General features: G+C 65.5%; 13 protein-coding genes. 7 read left to right on the top strand and 6 right to left on the bottom strand.

What is annotated here, in order from left to right; genetic code table 11:
• Positions 1 to 71: 71 nt before the first annotated feature.
• On the bottom strand, positions 72 to 1,445 hold the full coding sequence (locus ACWKY3_RS05280) for a helix-turn-helix domain-containing protein (protein ID WP_449315379.1): 1,374 nt from the start codon (positions 1,443 to 1,445) through the stop codon (positions 72 to 74).
• 124 nt (positions 1,446 to 1,569) lie between these two features.
• On the opposite strand from ACWKY3_RS05280, the gene sdaAA reads away from it, so the two are divergent.
• The 4 genes from sdaAA to ACWKY3_RS05260 all read left to right on the top strand — a co-directional run bounded on the left by sdaAA (position 1,570) and on the right by ACWKY3_RS05260 (position 5,424).
• The gene (gene sdaAA, locus ACWKY3_RS05275) at positions 1,570 to 3,255 is read left to right on the top strand and encodes an L-serine ammonia-lyase, iron-sulfur-dependent, subunit alpha (RefSeq protein WP_449315378.1); all 1,686 of its coding nucleotides are present in this window, start codon (positions 1,570 to 1,572) and stop codon (positions 3,253 to 3,255) included.
• A gap of 113 nt (positions 3,256 to 3,368) precedes the next feature.
• Positions 3,369 to 3,638, top strand: coding sequence for a type II toxin-antitoxin system Phd/YefM family antitoxin (locus ACWKY3_RS05270; protein ID WP_449315377.1), 270 nt, complete (start codon positions 3,369 to 3,371; stop codon positions 3,636 to 3,638).
• Positions 3,628 to 3,750, top strand: coding sequence for a hypothetical protein (locus tag ACWKY3_RS05265; RefSeq protein ID WP_449315376.1), 123 nt, complete (start codon positions 3,628 to 3,630; stop codon positions 3,748 to 3,750). Before ACWKY3_RS05270 ends, ACWKY3_RS05265 begins: the two co-directional genes overlap by 11 nt.
• Before the next feature lie 315 nt (positions 3,751 to 4,065).
• Positions 4,066 to 5,424 (top strand): ATP-binding protein, encoded by a 1,359-nt coding sequence (locus ACWKY3_RS05260; RefSeq protein ID WP_449315375.1) that lies wholly within the window; start codon positions 4,066 to 4,068, stop codon positions 5,422 to 5,424.
• An 85-nt stretch (positions 5,425 to 5,509) separates the two neighbouring features.
• Here the strand turns inward: ACWKY3_RS05260 and ACWKY3_RS05255 are convergent, their stop codons facing one another.
• On the bottom strand, positions 5,510 to 8,047 hold the full coding sequence (locus ACWKY3_RS05255) for an ATP-dependent helicase (protein WP_449315374.1): 2,538 nt from the start codon (positions 8,045 to 8,047) through the stop codon (positions 5,510 to 5,512).
• A gap of 771 nt (positions 8,048 to 8,818) precedes the next feature.
• Between ACWKY3_RS05255 and ACWKY3_RS05250 the strand changes: the two genes are divergently transcribed.
• Positions 8,819 to 10,600, top strand: coding sequence for an ABC transporter ATP-binding protein (locus ACWKY3_RS05250; protein WP_449315373.1), 1,782 nt, complete (start codon positions 8,819 to 8,821; stop codon positions 10,598 to 10,600).
• Positions 10,601 to 10,833: 233 nt separating this feature from the next.
• Here the strand turns inward: ACWKY3_RS05250 and aroF are convergent, their stop codons facing one another.
• Both aroF and ACWKY3_RS05240 read right to left on the bottom strand, forming a co-directional pair.
• Complete coding sequence (gene aroF, locus ACWKY3_RS05245) at positions 10,834 to 11,634, bottom strand: 3-deoxy-7-phosphoheptulonate synthase (RefSeq protein WP_449315372.1); 801 nt, start codon at positions 11,632 to 11,634, stop codon at positions 10,834 to 10,836.
• A complete protein-coding gene (locus ACWKY3_RS05240; protein ID WP_449315371.1) occupies positions 11,631 to 11,912 on the bottom strand; it encodes a chorismate mutase in 282 nt (93 codons plus the stop codon). Before ACWKY3_RS05240 ends, aroF begins: the two co-directional genes overlap by 4 nt.
• A gap of 347 nt (positions 11,913 to 12,259) precedes the next feature.
• Between ACWKY3_RS05240 and ACWKY3_RS05235 the strand changes: the two genes are divergently transcribed.
• Positions 12,260 to 13,198: an AEC family transporter gene (locus tag ACWKY3_RS05235; RefSeq protein ID WP_449315370.1), complete on the top strand. Its 939-nt coding sequence runs from the start codon at positions 12,260 to 12,262 to the stop codon at positions 13,196 to 13,198.
• A gap of 113 nt (positions 13,199 to 13,311) precedes the next feature.
• Here the strand turns inward: ACWKY3_RS05235 and ACWKY3_RS05230 are convergent, their stop codons facing one another.
• Both ACWKY3_RS05230 and ACWKY3_RS05225 read right to left on the bottom strand, forming a co-directional pair.
• Positions 13,312 to 14,247 carry an undecaprenyl-diphosphate phosphatase gene (locus ACWKY3_RS05230; protein ID WP_449315369.1) on the bottom strand — a complete coding sequence of 312 codons (936 nt, stop codon included), beginning with the start codon at positions 14,245 to 14,247 and terminating at the stop codon, positions 13,312 to 13,314.
• Positions 14,248 to 14,402: 155 nt separating this feature from the next.
• Positions 14,403 to 15,368, bottom strand: coding sequence for a DNA/RNA non-specific endonuclease (locus ACWKY3_RS05225; protein WP_449315368.1), 966 nt, complete (start codon positions 15,366 to 15,368; stop codon positions 14,403 to 14,405).
• Between the two features lie 317 nt (positions 15,369 to 15,685).
• On the opposite strand from ACWKY3_RS05225, the gene guaA reads away from it, so the two are divergent.
• A partial coding sequence (guaA, locus tag ACWKY3_RS05220) for a glutamine-hydrolyzing GMP synthase (protein WP_449315367.1) occupies positions 15,686 to 16,768 on the top strand: 1,083 nt, incomplete at its 3' end.

Here is a 16,768-nt window from a genome sequence, read left to right as displayed (position 1 = left end):
CCGAGGACAACGTAGGCGCCTTGCCGGGATAAAGGTAAGGGGCAGATGGGGGCGAAACGGGCGCAAACCCTTTACCCCGAAAAGGGTGAATGGCTGTTGAGCAGCCCTTTCAGGTCGTCTCGGGAATGGACGCCCAGCTTCCTGTAGAGGTTTCGGGTATGGGTTTTCACGGTGTCCTCGCTGACGAACAGCTCTGCGGCCACGGCCCTGCGCGACTTGCCCAAAGCAAGGAGCACCAGGACCTCGCGCTCGCGCTCGGTGAGGTCGAACGAGGACGCTGCGTCCATCAGGGCCTCGCGGTGGGCCCGCTCGCCCGCCGCCACGCCGAGGTCCGCGTCGGCGCGCTTCGCCAACGCGTTCGAAACGATGAAGAACACGTACACGGCCACCAGCGCCACAACGAACAGGGCGTTGCCGTAATCCTGGAGGAGGGGAAGCGCGCGGGCGGCCGCAGCCGACGAGGCGAGCTCGGCAAACGACTGCAGGAAGAAGAACAGCGCGAACGGGGCGAACCCCTTGGAAGATGACTCCGACGCCCAAAACGCGAACATGGCGAAGTAGAAATAGTACGCCCCCGTTATGCACAAAGTGTTCGTCACCGACAAGGGCCAGGGGGCTATGGGCAGAAGCAGGAAGGCCGCCGCGACGACGGGGAGGGCCACCTGCATGAGAACCGGCCGGAACCCCTTCGTTTCAACGAAGGGCGCCGACGCCGCCAGCGCAGGGGCTATGACCAGTAGCGTAGCTACGGAGAGCAGATCGTTGCCGAGCGAAGGCCCTTGGCAGACGATCTTGCTCATGAACCCGAACGCGCACCCGACCACCACGGCAAGGACGTAGTAGCCTGCATCGGCCCCCTTCACGCCCCGCCGCGGTCCCTTTTCGCAAGCGGGCGCCGCTAAGGGCAGGGTCCGGCACAGCAGCGCCGGCGAGGCAAGCGGCAGCAGCACCATGAGCGAACGCGCAACCTGGTCGGGCAGCAGCAACAGCGCGCTGTCGACAACGGCAAGGCCGACCGACGCCAGGGCAAGGCACACCATGACGTCCACCGCCCGCATCCCGCCGAAAGCGCGGTGCCACAACGCAAGGAATCCCGCATGCGCCGCCCCGATAGCCGCATAGCCGATAGGAAGGAGAAGCCCGTTCCCGCCGTCCCCGATGCAGACGAACCCCAAAGACGCAGCCACCCCGACGCCGAACGACCCCGCGCGCGCAGCGCGGACGGACAGCCGGCGCAAGGGCCGGGCGGCAGCAAGCAGCGCCAGGAACGCGAGGGCGCATCCAAGAAGCTGCAGCATCCCCCATTCGCGAAACGCATCGAAGAACAGGCTTGTTCTTGGAATGTAGCGGACGGGCCACATGAGGGCGAAGCCCAGCCACCACGGCCACGCGTGCCGCACGTTGCGCGCCACAGCATGCCGCACGAACCGAAACCGGGCAGACACGACACCTCCTTGGCAGATGATGCTGGATGGTACCGAAGAGCGGCGCCTTTGTCCACACCTGCGCAGCCGGAGGCCGGGCGCATGATAGAATGGCGGATCACCGAACAGCTGGAAGGACGGCTTCATGGAAACGATCGGACTGACCGACATCATCGGGCCTATCATGGTGGGGCCCTCCAGCTCGCACACGGCGGGCGCCTTGCGCATCGCCTCCATGGCGCGGGGGCTGTGTCTGGATGCGCCGGTGCGCGTGGAGTTTTCGCTTCTAGGATCGTTCGCGCACACGCTTTCCGGCCACGGCACCGACAAGGCGCTCGTGGCGGGCATGCTGGGTCTGACCGCCGACGACCTGCGCATTCGCGACTCGTTCACACTGGCCGAGCAGGCGGGGCTTTCGTTTTCCTTCCATCCGCTGCCCGACTCGGACGACTACGACCACCCCAACACCATCGACATCCGCGCAACCGACGCCGCCGGCAACGAGATGAGCGTGCGCGGCGAGAGCGTAGGCGGCGGCGCGGCGGTCATCCGACGCATCGACGGCATAGAGGTGTACGTGACCGGGGAGAGCACGAGCGTGGTGGTGCGGCAGCGCGACGTGGCCGGCGTGCTCGCGCACATCGCGCGCAGCTTAGGCGACCGGGGAGTCAACATCGCCACCGCGCGCATGTTCCGCGAGCGGCGCGGCCAGGTGGCCTACACCGTGCTGGAGACCGACCACGACGTGGACGCGCTTGCCAAGGCAGCCATCGAGAGCCATCCCGCCGTGCGCGACGTGCGCGTCATACCCGGCACCGCCTGCGGCCCGGCGCGAAACACGCAGGGCGAGTCCGGGGCTGCAGCAGCTAGCGCACCTGGAGCTGGTGCGGCCGGGGCCAGCGCGGCCGACGATGCGGCCGACGATGCGCTGCGGCGGTTTTCCGAGTTGGACTTCCCCACCGGCGCGGCCCTCCTGTCCTGGTGCGAGCGGAACGGGGCGCGCATTTCCGAGGCGTTCCTCGCACGCGAGGAGGCGCTTGCCGCCAGCCTGGGGCGCGCCACCTTCCCGCGACGCTACCTGCGCACGGCGCTGTCCGTGATGCGCGAGGCGGCCACAGAGCCCGCGCGCGAGGCGCTGCCCTCCATGGGCGGTCTTTTGGGCGGGGAGGCGCGCAAGCTTTCCCGGTTGAGCGCCGAGGGAGGGTCGCTTTGCGACGACCAGCTGGCCGCTGCCATCGCTTTCGCCATGGCGGTGCTGGAAACGAACGCCTCCATGGGGCGCATCGTGGCGGCCCCCACCGCCGGGTCGGCCGGCGTGCTACCTGGCGTGCTGCTTGCCCTTCAACAGTCAAAGGGCTACACCGACGATCAGCTGGTGCAGGGGCTTGCCTGCGCGGCGGCCGTGGGGTACCTCATCACGCGCAACGCCACGGTATCGGGCGCGGAGGGCGGCTGCCAGGCCGAGGTGGGCTCGGCGGCGGCCATGGCGGCCGCAGCGGCGGTGGAGCTGGCAGGCGGCACCCCCGCCCAATGCTTGGACGCCGCCGGCAACGCGCTCATGAGCCTCATGGGACTGGTATGCGACCCGGTGGCGGGGCTGGTGGAGGTGCCGTGTCAGAAGCGCAACGCCGCCGGAGCCGCCGTGGCCCTCGCGAGCGCCCAGATCGCGCTCGCCGGCATCGGCAACCTGGTGGGGTTCGACCAAACGGTGGAGGCCATGGACAAGGTGGGGCGCGCCCTCCCCTTCGAGCTGCGCGAAAGCGCCCTCGGCGGCATCGCCGCCACCCCCGCCGCCTGCGCCTGGTGCGCGGGGTGCGCGAGCGGGGCGTAGGACGCAACGGAGAAGCCGCGCCAACCGGGCGACGTCCACCGACGCACCGGGTTTCCCGTTTCGTTTCCCGCAGCATGGTATGACCAGGCCATAATTAAGGAAAGGAACTCATCATGCCCACCTACGTGCCCATCAAGGACATGAAAGACACGGTCGCTTTCGCCCGAACGGTTGAGCAAGCGGCCATCCCCGCCACCGTTACCCGCAACGGCTACGACGCCTTCGTCGTCATGCGCAGCGACGATTACGAGGCGCTGCGGGAGGAATTGGCTCGCATGCGCCTCATGGAGCGCATCGCCCGCGCGGAACACGAATTCGCCACCGGTCGCTATGCGGACGGCGCGTCGTTCGTTAAGGACATAAGGGAGCGTTATGGCCTATGAGTTCATGATGCTCGACGGAGCACAGCATGATTACGAGGGCATCATTGAATATCTTACGACCGTAGCAGACAATCCGGAGCCCGCCCGCGCATTTGCAGACGAGTTCGACTGACAGATAGCGCTCGTGTGCGAGAACCCCAACCTCTATGGCCTTTCCCGCATGCCCGATTTGGCAGCGCTTGGTTACCACGCCGTGTTCGCGGGATCCTACGTGGTGCTGTGTTTCTTCAGGCAAAACACCGTGTTTGTCGCTCACGTCTTCCACCAACGACAGGATTACGCGCGTCTAGCTATCCGTCCCAAAGGCATGTGAGTGCCACCGTCAATTCGGAAAAACGTCGCAATATGTGGTTCGTTATTGCGAAAAACGTTGCAGAAGGCATATTATGGAGCTGAAAATCGTTGCAAATTGATACGTGGAGGAACCATGCTCTATCGGAAAGCTTGGGACAAACTGGAATCTTGGCACAAAGAGACGAGGAAGAAAGCCCTGATGCTTTCCGGCGCACGCCAGATCGGGAAGACCACCTTGGTGCGTGCGTTCGCGCAAAAGCGCTATGAGCACTTCGCCGAACTGAACTTTCTTATGGACGAAGGAGCGGCCTCCATCTTCTCGAACTCGCTTGATGCCGACACCATCACAGCGAACCTCACCGCGTACCTGCGCACGCCCCTCGAACCGGGAAAGACGCTCGTGCTTCTCGACGAGATCCAAGAATGCCCGCGTGCGCGAACCGCCATCAAGTCCCTCGTGGAAGACGGTAGGTTCGACTACGTGGAAACAGGCTCGCTTCTGGGGATCAGAACCAAGGAGGTGGCTTCTTATCCGGTGGGGTTCGAGGAACCGTTTCGCATGCATCCTCTGGACTTCGAGGAGTTCTGCCTTGCGAACGGCGTCCAAAATCAAACGATCGAGCTTTTGCGAAGCAGCTTCCTCTCGGAAAAGCCCGTAAGCGACGCCGTGCACGAAACCATGATGCGCCTTTTCGCCGCCTATCTCGTGGTGGGCGGCATGCCCGAAGTCGTGCAGCGATACGTCGACACCCATGACATCGCCCAAATGCTGGGACTGCAACGCGACATCACCGCCCTGTACCGGCAGGACATCGCCAAGTACGCGACAGGCGGGGACAAGGCGAAGATCCGGGACATCTTCGACGCCATCCCCTCCCAGCTCGACGACAAGAACCGTCGCTTCGTGTTGGCCGACCTCGCGAAGACGGCGCGGCAGAACCGCTACGAGAGCAGCTTCCTCTGGCTGGCCGATGCAGGCGTGGCCCTGCCCTGCTACAACGTCAACGCCCCCACAACGCCGCTTGCGGCGAACGCCAAGCACAGCCTCTTCAAGCTGTTCATGGGCGATGTCGGGCTTCTCTGCGCAAGCTCTTTGGGAAACGTCCAATTCGACATCCTCCAGGGAAACCTCGAGGTCAACATGGGAAGCATCGTGGAGAACGCCGTCGCGCAAGAGCTTGTCGCCCACGGCTTCAACCTGCACTACTTCAACAGCAAACGGCAGGGCGAAGTGGATTTCGTTGCGCAGCAGGGCAAGAGGGTGATCCCCATCGAGGTGAAGTCCGGCAACGACTGGCAACGACATCGCGCCCTCTCCAACGTCCTCGACGTGAAGGAGTGGGGCATCGAGCACGCCTACGTGCTCAGCAAGGGAAACGTCGCCCGCGAAGGCAGGGTCACCTACCTGCCTCTGTACATGACGATGTTCCTCGAGCAGGAACGCCTCCCCGAAGGCATGCGCTACGAAGTCGACCTCTCCGCTTTGGGATAACGCACGGCGACGCCCTGGCGAGTACCGCGTCTGCCGGGATCGTCCCCTTCCATGCCGTTGCCTCGCCGCCGTCCGCAGCGCTGCCCTACCCGCCGATCTTCACGATGGGGGCGTAGTCTTTCAGCAGCTTTTTCGTCTGGCCGGTTTTGGCGAACTTTATATGGAGGGTGTCGCCGTCCACCTTGATGACGGTGCCGCGGCCGAAGGTCTTGTGGTCCACCGTGTCGCCCTTCGCAAAGGTCATCTTGGCGGCGGCCTTCTTCTCCGCGCCGGGGCGCACGTAGCTGCCGGCCACGCGGCCTTGCCGCGCATCGGCGCGGCCCGCCGAGCCCGAGGCGCTCGAGCGCCCGAACACGCGCCCGCCGCCGGCCTCCGTGCCGCTGCCCGCGATGCCCTTGCGGCTGCCGCGCTTCTCCCAGCCCGTCCCGCTAAAGCCCGCCGACCCCACGCCCGTAGTCTGACGCAGCTCGCTCGGGATCTCCTGGATGAAGCGCGAGACGGGGTTCGACGACGTCTGCCCGAAGATCTGGCGCGCGTAGGCGCAGGTGAGGTAGAGGCGTTTGCGGGCGCGCGTGATGGCCACGTAGGCAAGCCGCCGCTCCTCCTCGATACCGGCGGCGTCGCCCACGCTGTTCATGTGCGGGAACAGCGTCTCTTCCATGCCGGCCACGAACACGCAGTCAAACTCGAGGCCCTTCGACGAGTGCACGGTCATGAGCGTGACGGCGCGCCCGTCCTCGGCCACCGTGTCGAGGTCGGTGCGCAGTCGCACCCATTCGATGAAGTCCGCAAGCGAGTTGCCCCGCAAAACGCGCACGGGCTGTCCCTCGTCCTCCGCACCGGCAGATGGCGCGGCGAAGAACACCTCGCTCGCAGGTTCGCCCGAGGAAGCCAGCGAGGGCTCGCCCGACGAGTGCGGGAGCCCCGTCGCGAACCCAAGCGGGCTTTGGCCCGCGCCGCGGTTCGCGAAAGGGGCTCCCGTGCCGTCGGGCGAGCCCGCAGCGTCGGCCGGTTCCGTCGGCTGGTAAGCCGACGGAACCTCCACCTCCACCTCCTCCTCGTCGTGGGTGTCCACGAACTCGTCCACAACGCCCAGGAACTCCTGGATGTTCTCGATGCGACCGCGCGCCTCGTCGGTGTTCTCGGCCTGCAGCGCCCCGATAAGCCCGCTCTTGTCGATGATGGCCTCGACCACTTTGCGCAGGTCGCCCTCATAGGAGCGCGCCTCGTTCAAAAGCCCCACGAACTCGGCGACGGACTGGCGCGTGGACGCGCGCAGCTCCGGGTCCACGATGGCAAGCTCCGCCGCCTCCAGAAACGGCATGTCCATCTCGCGCGAGAACTGCTCGATGCGCTCGATGGTGGTCTTTCCGATGCCGCGGCGCGGCACGTTGACCACGCGCTTGGCCGCGATGTCGTCCGCCGGGTTCACCACCAGCGTGAGGTAGGCCATCACGTCGCGGATCTCGGCGCGATCGAAGAAGCGCGTGCCGCCCACGATGCGGTAGGGCACGCCCGCGCGCAAGAGCATGTCTTCCAGCATGCGCGACTGCGCGTTGGTGCGGTAGAACACGGCCATCTGGTTGTACGACAGCCCCGCAGCGCGCTGCTTCTCTATCTCGCCGGCTATCCAGCGGCCCTCGTCGCGCTCGTCGGCGGCCATGTACACCTGTATCTTGTCGCCGTCCTCCGCGCTGGTGAAGAGCTTCTTCGCCTTACGATGCTGGTTGTTGGCGATCACGGCGTTCGCGGCGGCAAGCACGTTGCCCACGCTGCGGTAGTTCTGCTCCAGCTTCACCACGTGGGCGTTGGGGTAGTCCTGCTCGAACTCTAAGATGTTGCGGATGTCGGCGCCGCGCCAACTGTAGATGGACTGGTCGTCGTCGCCCACCACCATGATGTTTTTGTGCTTGGCGGCCAGCAGGCCCGTGATGGCGTACTGGGCGTGGTTGGTGTCCTGGTACTCGTCCACCATGATGTAGCGGAAGCGGTCCTGGTAGGCGTCGAGCACGTCCGCATGGTTTTTGAGCAGCAGGTACGCGTAGAGCAAAAGGTCGTCGAAGTCGAAGGCGTTCGCGGCTTTCAAGCGCTCCTGCAGGCGCGTGTACACGCGCGCGGCCACCTTCCCCACCGGGTCGACCGCCTGCTTCTCGAACTCAAGCGGCACCACCAGCTCGTTTTTCGCCGTGGAGATGCGGTTCATGAGGGCGTTTACCGGGAAGCGCTTCGGGTCGATGTCCAGCTCGGCCATGATCTCCTTGTACAGGCGCTTCTGGTCGTCGGTATCGTAGATGTTGAAATTGCGCATGAATCCCAGGCGCTCGGCGTCGGCGCGCAGGATGCGCACGCACATGCTGTGGAACGTGGACACCCACATGCCGCGGGCGCGCGGCCCCACAAGACCGCCCAAGCGCTCGCGCATCTCGGCTGCGGCCTTGTTCGTGAACGTGATGGCGAGGATCTGCCACGGGGCCACGCCGTGGTTTTCGATGAGGTTCGCGATACGGTAGGTGAGCACGCGCGTTTTACCTGATCCGGCGCCCGCCAGCACCAGCAGCGGCCCATCTGTCGTGGTGACCGCCTCGCGCTGCGGCCCGTTCAGGGTTTCAATGTCGATCGGCATATGAGAAATCTCCTACGGATGGAGGCGAAAACAAGCTTTCGTATTCTACCGCTTTTCGCAGAGTGCGACAGGCAAACGCGCGCAATCTGCGCAAGGGGCGCTGCGTTGGCATGCGCCGGGCAGGCCGCTTTCGACAACGCGCTCGATGCGCCCGTCCGGCGCTCCCCTCCCTGTCGAACCGCCGCTGGCGCTGGTCCGCGTTCGCCGAACCCCGGAACAAGCCCCCGGTCGGACATTCGGAAGGCCCCGTCTAACGGACGGAATCCCCAAGACGCCGGCAGACCCTTGCGCGACGGGCCGGGTCGGAAGGCCCCGGTCCGTCGGACGGCGGTTTTCTGCCACGCCTGAGCGGGAAGGACCGGCCCGGGATCCGGCCAACAGAGTTCGCGCCACCTTGGTCTAACAGAGAGATCGCCTCCGGATGGCGAGAAATCACCGAAATCGGAAGATCATTCGCCTCCGACAGGGCACATGGTAATTGGCGGCCGATAGCGACCAGGCGTTTTGCCGACGCAGCAGGGGGATACGCCGCTGAGGCTTTCCGACTTCGGTGATTTCTCGCCATTCGGAGGAGCGCCGATTTGTTAAACCATCGTCGGCGCGGACCGAACCGACCCGCCGCGCAAGACCTTAAGGGCGCCCCGGAGGGGCTTGGCAAGGGCGGGGTCGTGTCGACATCGGCTCACCTTGATCGCCGCGCGGTTGCCTTCGAGCGCGCTCCAGGTGGTACCATAGGCACTTCAAAACGACGAGATCGACGAAAGGCATGATATGGTGGGCAACCCCTCTTCCACGCGGCGCACGCTGCATTACTTCTGGATGGTCACCAAACGGCACCTGGGGCTGTTTGTGACCCTCATGGTGGCGACGTTCGCGTTCACGGCGCTGCTGTCCTACGGCAACCCCTTCGTGATGAGCTTGATCGTGGATCGCGTGAGCGCCTCGCCCACCGAGCCCGACCAGGTGCTTTCCGTGTTCGGCCCCTATATTGTGGCGCTTATCGGCATCAACGTGGCGGGCCAGGCGGCCAGCAAGCTGCAGGACTACGCCATGTACAAGCTGGAGATTGCCGCCGCTTACGACCTGGCCACCATGAGCTTCGACGCGCTGTGCAACCAGTCGATGTCGTTTCACTCCAACCGCTTCGGCGGCACGCTGGTGTCCCAAACCTCCAAGTTCATGAGCGCCTACCAGCTGCTGCTTGAAACCATCACCTTCCCGTTTCTGCCGGTGATCTGCTCCATCATTGCCACCTGCGCCGTGCTGGCCCCGCGCGTGCCGGCGTATGTGGCCGTGCTCATGGCGCTCCTGACCGTGTACGCGTGCGTGTCCTACATCATGTACAAGCGCATCCTGCACCTCAACGAGCAGGCCGCCGGGGCCCAAAACCAGCTTTCCGGCGAGCTGTCCGACTCGGTGGCCAATATCCTGGCCGTGAAAACCTACGGACGCGAGGACTACGAGCGGAGCCTGTTCGACCAGGCCAACCGCGAGGTGGTGGCGCGCGACAGCAAGCGCATGCGGGCATCGCTTCTGCGCGGCGTCATCACGGCGTGCATCGCCGTGACCATCATGAGCGTGGTCACGGTGTTCATCGCCGGCGGCAACGCGTGGTTCGGCATCACGCCCGGCACGCTCGTCATCATGTTCACCTACACCTACACCATCACGAACCAGTTCAACTTCATCAACAACGGCCTGCAGCGGTTCAACCGCGCCTTCGGCGACGCCAGCGGCATGACGGCCACGCTCGACGAGCCGCGCCTGGTGGCTGACAAGCCGGGCGCGCCCGACCTCGTGGTGCGCGAGGGCGCCATCGACTTTCAGGACATCGGCTTCTGGTACACCGACGGCGACGCGAAAACGCAGGTGTTCGACAGGTTCGACCTGCACATACCCGCCGGTCAGCGCGTGGGGCTGGTGGGCATGAGCGGCGCGGGCAAGACCACGCTCACAAAGCTTTTGCTGCGCTTGTCCGATATTCAAGAGGGACGCATCCTTGTGGACGGGCAGGACGTGGCCGCCTGCACGCAGCAGTCGCTGCGCCGTCAGATAGCCTACGTGCCCCAGGAGGCGCTGCTGTTCCACCGCTCCATCGCGGAGAACATCGCTTACGGGCGCCCCGACGCCACCATGGAGCAGATCCGCGAGGCGGCGCGGCGGGCCAACGCGCTGGAGTTCATCGAACGGCTGCCGGAGGGATTCGGCACCGTCACGGGCGAGCGCGGGGTGAAGCTCTCGGGCGGGCAGCGCCAGCGCATCGCCATCGCGCGGGCGCTTCTGGCCGACTGTCCGGTGCTCGTGCTGGACGAGGCCACAAGCGCGCTCGATTCGGAAAGCGAGCACCTGGTGCAGGATGCGCTGGCCACGCTCATGCAGGGTCGCACGGCCATCGTGGTGGCGCACCGCCTTTCCACGGTGGCCAGCCTGGACCGCATCGTGGTGCTCGACAACGGCAAGGTGGCCGAAGATGGCCCACACGAGGAACTGATAGCCGCCGGCGGCGCCTACGCCCAGCTCTGGGGCCGCCAGACGGGAGCGTATTTGGAGTAAGAGGCGGTTCCGCCGACCCATCGTTGGCGGAGCAGACGAGAAATCTCAGGTCGCACCAAAGTCAGCGAGAGAGGCTGGAATGCGCCGGATTCGCGGGATCGCAGAGGCGAAGCGTACTTAAGGTACGTGAGTCTCTGGGATCGCGCGAAGGCGGCGTGCTCCAGCCCCTCGCAGCGTCGGCCCGTTCCGCCGACCGACAAGGCCGGCGGAACACCAAAGGCGAAACCCTAAAGCTACACGATCTTCTTGCCGAACACGGCCGCCACCTCGCGCAGCTCGCCCACGAGTTTCTCGAACTGGGCGGGCGTGAGCTGCTGGGGGCCGTCGGACAAGGCGACCGGCGGGTTGGGGTGCACCTCTATCATGAGGGAGTCGGCCCCGGCCGCCACGGCGGCGTAGGCAAGCGACGGCACGAGGTCGCGCTGGCCGGCGGGGTGCGATACGTCGATGCACACCGGGTAGAGCGACTGCTTGTGGATGACCGGCACCGCGGCAATGTCAAGGGTGAAGCGCGTGGCCGTCTCGAACGTGCGGATGCCGCGCTCGCACAGCACCACGTTGTCGTTGCCCTCGGCAGTGAGGTAGTCGGTGGCGGCCAGCCATTCGGCGATGGTGCCCGCGAAGCCGCGCTTGTACAGCACCATCTTGCCCGATTCGGCCGTGACCTTGCCGATCTTTTTCAGCAGGCTGAAGTTTTGGAAGTTGCGCGCGCCCACCTGCAGGCCGTCCACGTAGGAGTGGACCATCTCGCAGTGCGCGGAGTCCATGACCTCGGTGAGCGTTTTCAGGCCGTGCTTCTCGCCCGCGTCCGCCATGATCTTGAGGGCCTCCTCGCCCAGACCCTGGAACGAGTGCGGGTTCGTGCGCGGCTTGAACGCGCCGCCACGGATCCACGTGAGGCCGAGGCCCGCCACGCAGGCGGCCACCTCTTCGAACTGCTCGACCGACTCAACGGAGCACGGACCGGCGTAGATGGTGATCTCGTCGGTGCGGGCCCCCAGGTCGGGAATGGGGGGAATATTCGTTTCGCTCATACGGACGGGGTCTCCTTCATGATCTTGAGGATGGTGGCGTAGATCTCGCGCAGGTTCTCGTTGTACAGGGGACCCTCGTTGTAGCTGCACACGCGGGCGAAAATCTCCTCTTCGCGCTTGGCGTCGTACAGGCCCAGATGCGCCCCGGGCTTCAGACCGCGGATGACCAGCGAATGGCCGGCGCGCTTGTTGAGCAGCGCGACGATCTGGCTGTCGATCTCGTCGATCTTGGCGCGATGCTCCTGGATCTCCGCGAGGGAGGTGCTTTCGTCAGACATCGTCGTTCCTTTCATGTCTCTCGCAGGCGGTAACGAGCGTGGACGGACCCCTCGCAGCGCCCGCCCCTCGTGTGCCCACCATGATAGCAAAAGCGACGCGCTCGGGGGCGCGCCGCGCGCATTCGGAAGGAATTTCATGGGAGAAAGGCCGCGAAGGCGGTGCGGGAAGCCGGCGGGGGGTTCGGCGGTTGCCGTCCCGGAGCACCGACGCGGGCGGCACCTCGCTCGCCCGCGCCGACCGCTCCCGCGACAACCATGCGGCGCGCTTTGACAAGCGGCGCGCGCAGGCGCATACTGCTGCATTCGCATTTTTCCAACCGGTTCCCAACAAGCGAACGGAGCAAGCGATGGCCGCAGGCTTTGCCGACATTTTCGTGCAGATGGCGATTCTGTTCGCCGTCGGCGCCGCAGGATACGCCGCCAAGCGGCTGCGCCTCATGGACGAGGACTTCGACAAGAAGCTCTCCAAGCTCATCCTCAACATCTCGCTTCCCGCCATGATCCTGGCATCGGTGCTCACCGCCGAATCGCTGCCCTCCCCCTCGCAGGTGCTGTGGACCATGGCCGTGGCGTGCTTGAGCTACGTCGTGCTCATCGCCGTGGGGTTCGCCGTGACGGCGGCGCTGCGCGTTCCGCACGGCAGCCGCGGCGCGTACCGGTTCATGCTGGTGTTCGGCAACACGGGTTTTCTGGGATATCCGGTGATCATGGCCATATTCGGCGCGCAGGGGGTCATTTTGGCCACCATCTTCAACCTGGCGTTCAACTGCCTGGTGTTCACCGTGGGCGTGTGGTTTCTGGCGCAGGACAACGAATACGGCGTGAAGGTGAAGATGGGGCCGAAGGCGTTCCTCTCGCCCTCCATCGTCAGCTGCGCGGCGGCGCTCGCCCTCACGTTCGCCAACGCCCACGGCGTGCCCGTCGTGGGCGAGGCGCTGGACACGCTGGGGTCGCTCACCACGCCCGCCGCCATGATGATCATCGGCTCGTCGCTGGCCAACATGCCGGTGCGCGAGCTGATAGGCGGGCCTCGGCTTGCGGCGGCCGCGCTGGTGCGCCTGGTTGTCACGCCGCTGCTCATATGGCTTGCGTTCCGCTTCTTCGTGGACGACCCGCTGCTTCTGGGCGTGCTCGTGGTCATATCGGCCATGCCGGTTGCCACCAACGGCACCATGCTGAGCTACCAGTACGGCGGCGACGTCCGCACCATGGCGCAGGGCACCTTCCTCACCACGGTGTGCTCGCTGGTGACCATTCCGTTGCTCGCCGTGTTTTTGGGTATGTGAGGCCGCCGGCGCAAGAGCGGCCCTACGCGACATGGCCCTCTGCGACGCAGCGGCCGCCCCGCGCCCGGCATGTTCGCGCACGCAAGGCGGATGCGCGCAGGCAAACGCGCGACCTACGGCAGCATGCCCATGCTCTCGAAGGCGAAGTAGCCCAGCACGAGCGCGCCCACGACGATGCGGTACCAGCCAAACGCCGTGAAGTCGTTCTTCTTGATGTAGCCCATGAGGAACTTGATGGCCACCACCGACATCACGAACGCCGATGCGATGCCCACCACCAGCACGACGATCTCCGTCTGCGTCATGGCAAGCCCCGCCAGGAAGAACTTCACGCACTTCACCAGTCCCCAGCCGAACATGATGGGAATAGCCAAAAAGAACGTGAACTCGGCCGCCGCCGTGCGCGAGCAGCCGCACAGCATGCCGCCGATGATGGTGGAGCCGGAGCGCGACGTGCCGGGGATGATGGCGAGCACCTGGAAGCAGCCGATCTTGAGGGCGGTTTTCCAGTCGATGTCGTCCACGTCGGTGATTTTGAACAGCTGGGCCTCGGCCTCGTCGGACGCGTCGCCGTACGAGGGGCGCGCATGGCGGCCCCGCGGCGCGGCCAAGGCGGCCTCCGCCTCGCGCAGGCGCCGGCGGTTGCGCCGCTCCAGCACGATGAACGCCACGCCGTACAGGATGAGCATGGCGGCCACGGTCACCTTGTTGTAGAAGTGCTCGTTCACCCAGTCGTCGAACGCAAGGCCGATGGCGGCCGCCGGGATGCAGCCGATGGCCACCATGCCCCACAGCCGCCACGTGCTGCGCTGCTCGGCGGGCGTCTTGCGGCTTGAGAAGGGGTTGAGCTTGTGGAAGTACAGGGTGAGCACGGCCACGATGGCGCCCAGCTGGATGACGACCAGGAACAGAGCCAGGAAGTCATCCGACACCTGCAGCTTCACGAACTCGTCCACAAGAATCATGTGCCCGGTGGACGAGATGGGCAGCCATTCGGTGATGCCCTCCACAATGCCGATGAACAGGGCTTTCAAAGCTTCGATGATCATGCGATGGTCTCCTTGGTTGACTCGGTGCCCTCAGGCGCGTTCTTCCTGCGCGGCATTGTACACGAGGACGGGCCCAAGGCGGGCAGAAACCACAGGGGGCACATCGGGGAAACGGGCGCATCGGGCCCGCCGCGCCGGCGAAGAAACCGTGCGCCTCAAGGGGAGCATCGGCCGCACGGTTCGTAGCCTTTGGCAAGCGCCTCCTCGCGCGCGCCGTTGAAGCCCTCGCGGTTGTCCGCTTTCATGTCCTCAACCGAGGGGCACGATGGCAGATGGAACCGCTTGGTATTGGTGTTGAGCACGCAATCGTAACGCGATGCATCGAAATCACCCGAACCCTCTATCGTGCCGTCAAGCCAGCTCTCCCCTGTCGCGTAGTCGATGGCCACGCCCGGCTGCACGTTGTACGCGAACACGTTGAAGCTCACGCCCGACCCGTCGTCCTCCACCGACAGCGCCTCCAGCTGCACACCGCGCGCCACCAGATCGTCGCCGTCGAACACGGGCGTCGCCCGATACAGCACATGGTTGCCCGTCCGCTCGATGTAATCGGCAACCTGCGTTTCGAAAGGAACCATGCTTTCCGCGTTCATGAAACGCGTGCCGGTGATGAGGTTGCGCTCATTCGCATTCTCACCCGTAAGCTGGTACGCGATGAGATGGCAGCGGTTGTAGAGATACGCCCCGTCCACGATGTCGTATTTGACGAGGCGCCAGCCCGACGGCTTCACGTCGCCTATGCTGCCGCGGTCCTCCGTTGGCATGGTCTCGGGGCCGACGAGCGCGAAAGCCGGACCGCAACGGCCAAGATCATCAAGCGGGGCATACGTCTCGAACGGGGAAAGCGCGCGATCCTCCTCGCCAAACGACGGCTCGCCGCCGTTCAGCTCGATGACGGGCTTGCCCGCGTAGGCGGGGATCTCGTCGGAGCCGACAGGCGCCTGCCCGCCCTGCTGAGAGGAATCGCCCGGTTGAGTCGGTTGGACGGAATCGGAAACCGAAACCGGGGGATCGGCGGCGAGCGTGCAGCCGGAAAGCGCCAAGGCCAGCACCGCGAACGCGCTTGCCAGCGCATTCGCAAGAACCCTGCGCGCTTTGGCCCGCATTGGCTTGGACCGCATTGGCGCCTCCTCCTTCGCTTCCACTGACTCTATCAATAATATTATATACCCGGCGAGGTATTTGCGAGAGCGTTCTCGGGACCATCTCAACGCGAAAGGGCGGTAAAGGGCGCGCAGCGGAAGCGGCCGGAACGCATGGGGCCGGATTGGGCGGACGACCGAAAACGACGGCAGCCACCGCGCCTCCCCCGCTGCCGCAGCAACGACGCGCCGACGCTTCGTGCAAAACGCGTGCAGGCAGGTTCGCCTTCGCAGGCGAAGCCGGCGTTTTCGGGTAAGATACCGCTGTACGAGAGGGATCCCGCGCACTGCGCGCCATGCGCCGCACGCGGGCACACGATACGAAGGAGCCATCCGTGAGCACCGCATCCACCGGCCAGCTGGTCATCGTCGTTGATTTCGGAGCCCAGTACGGGCAGCTCATCGCGCGCCGCGTGCGCGATTTGCACGTGTACTCGGAGATCGTGCCGTGCGACGTCACCGCCGATGAGGTGCGCGCGCTTGCGCCGGCGGCCATCATCTTGTCGGGCGGGCCGGCGAGCGTCTACGCAGAAGACGCGCCGTCCATCGACCCGGAGATATTCGAGCTGGGCATCCCCGTTCTGGGCTTTTGCTATGGGCAGCAGATCATGGCCGTCACGCTGGGTGGCGAAGTGGGGCATACGGAGAAGGGCGAGTACGGCCCCGCGCCGCTCACGCGCCTGGACGGCCGCGACGGAGCGGCTCCGTCTTCGCTGTACGGCAGCACGCCGGTCGAGCAGACCGTGTGGATGAGCCACCGCGACGCCGTGAGCCGGGTGCCGGAGGGGTTTGCGGTGACGGCCGCGACCGACGTGTGCCCCGTGGCCTCCATGGAATGCCCCGAGCGGCGGCTCTACGCCACGCAGTTCCATCCCGAGGTGCGCCACACCGCCTGCGGCGACGAGCTTTTGCGCAACTTCCTGTTCGGCATCTGCGGCCTTGAGCCGTCGTGGCAGATGGACTCGATCATCGACGACGCCGTGGCGGCGATACGCGCGCAGGTGGGCGACGACCGCGTGATTTTGGGCCTTTCGGGCGGCGTGGACTCCTCCGTGGTGGCAGCGCTGTGCGCCCGCGCCATCGGCAAGCAGCTGACCTGCGTGTTCGTGAACCACGGGCTGCTGCGCAAGAACGAACCCGAGGAAGTGGAGGCGGTGTTCACAAAGCAGTTCGACGTGGACTTCGTGCATGTGCACGCCGAGGACCGCTACGCGGCGCTTTTGGCCGACGTGGTGGAGCCTGAGGAGAAGCGCCGCATCATCGGATCGCAGTTCTGGCAGGAGTTCTTCGCCGTGGCGCAGGAGCTGGCCGAGGACGGCCGCCCGGTGAAGTACCTGGCGCAGGGCACCATCTACCCCGACATCATCGAGAGCGGCGCG

The organism is Rubneribacter sp., assembly GCF_965361815.1.
The sequence above is the reverse complement of the archived record's forward strand: the minus strand, read 5'-3'. Positions and strand labels throughout refer to the sequence as shown.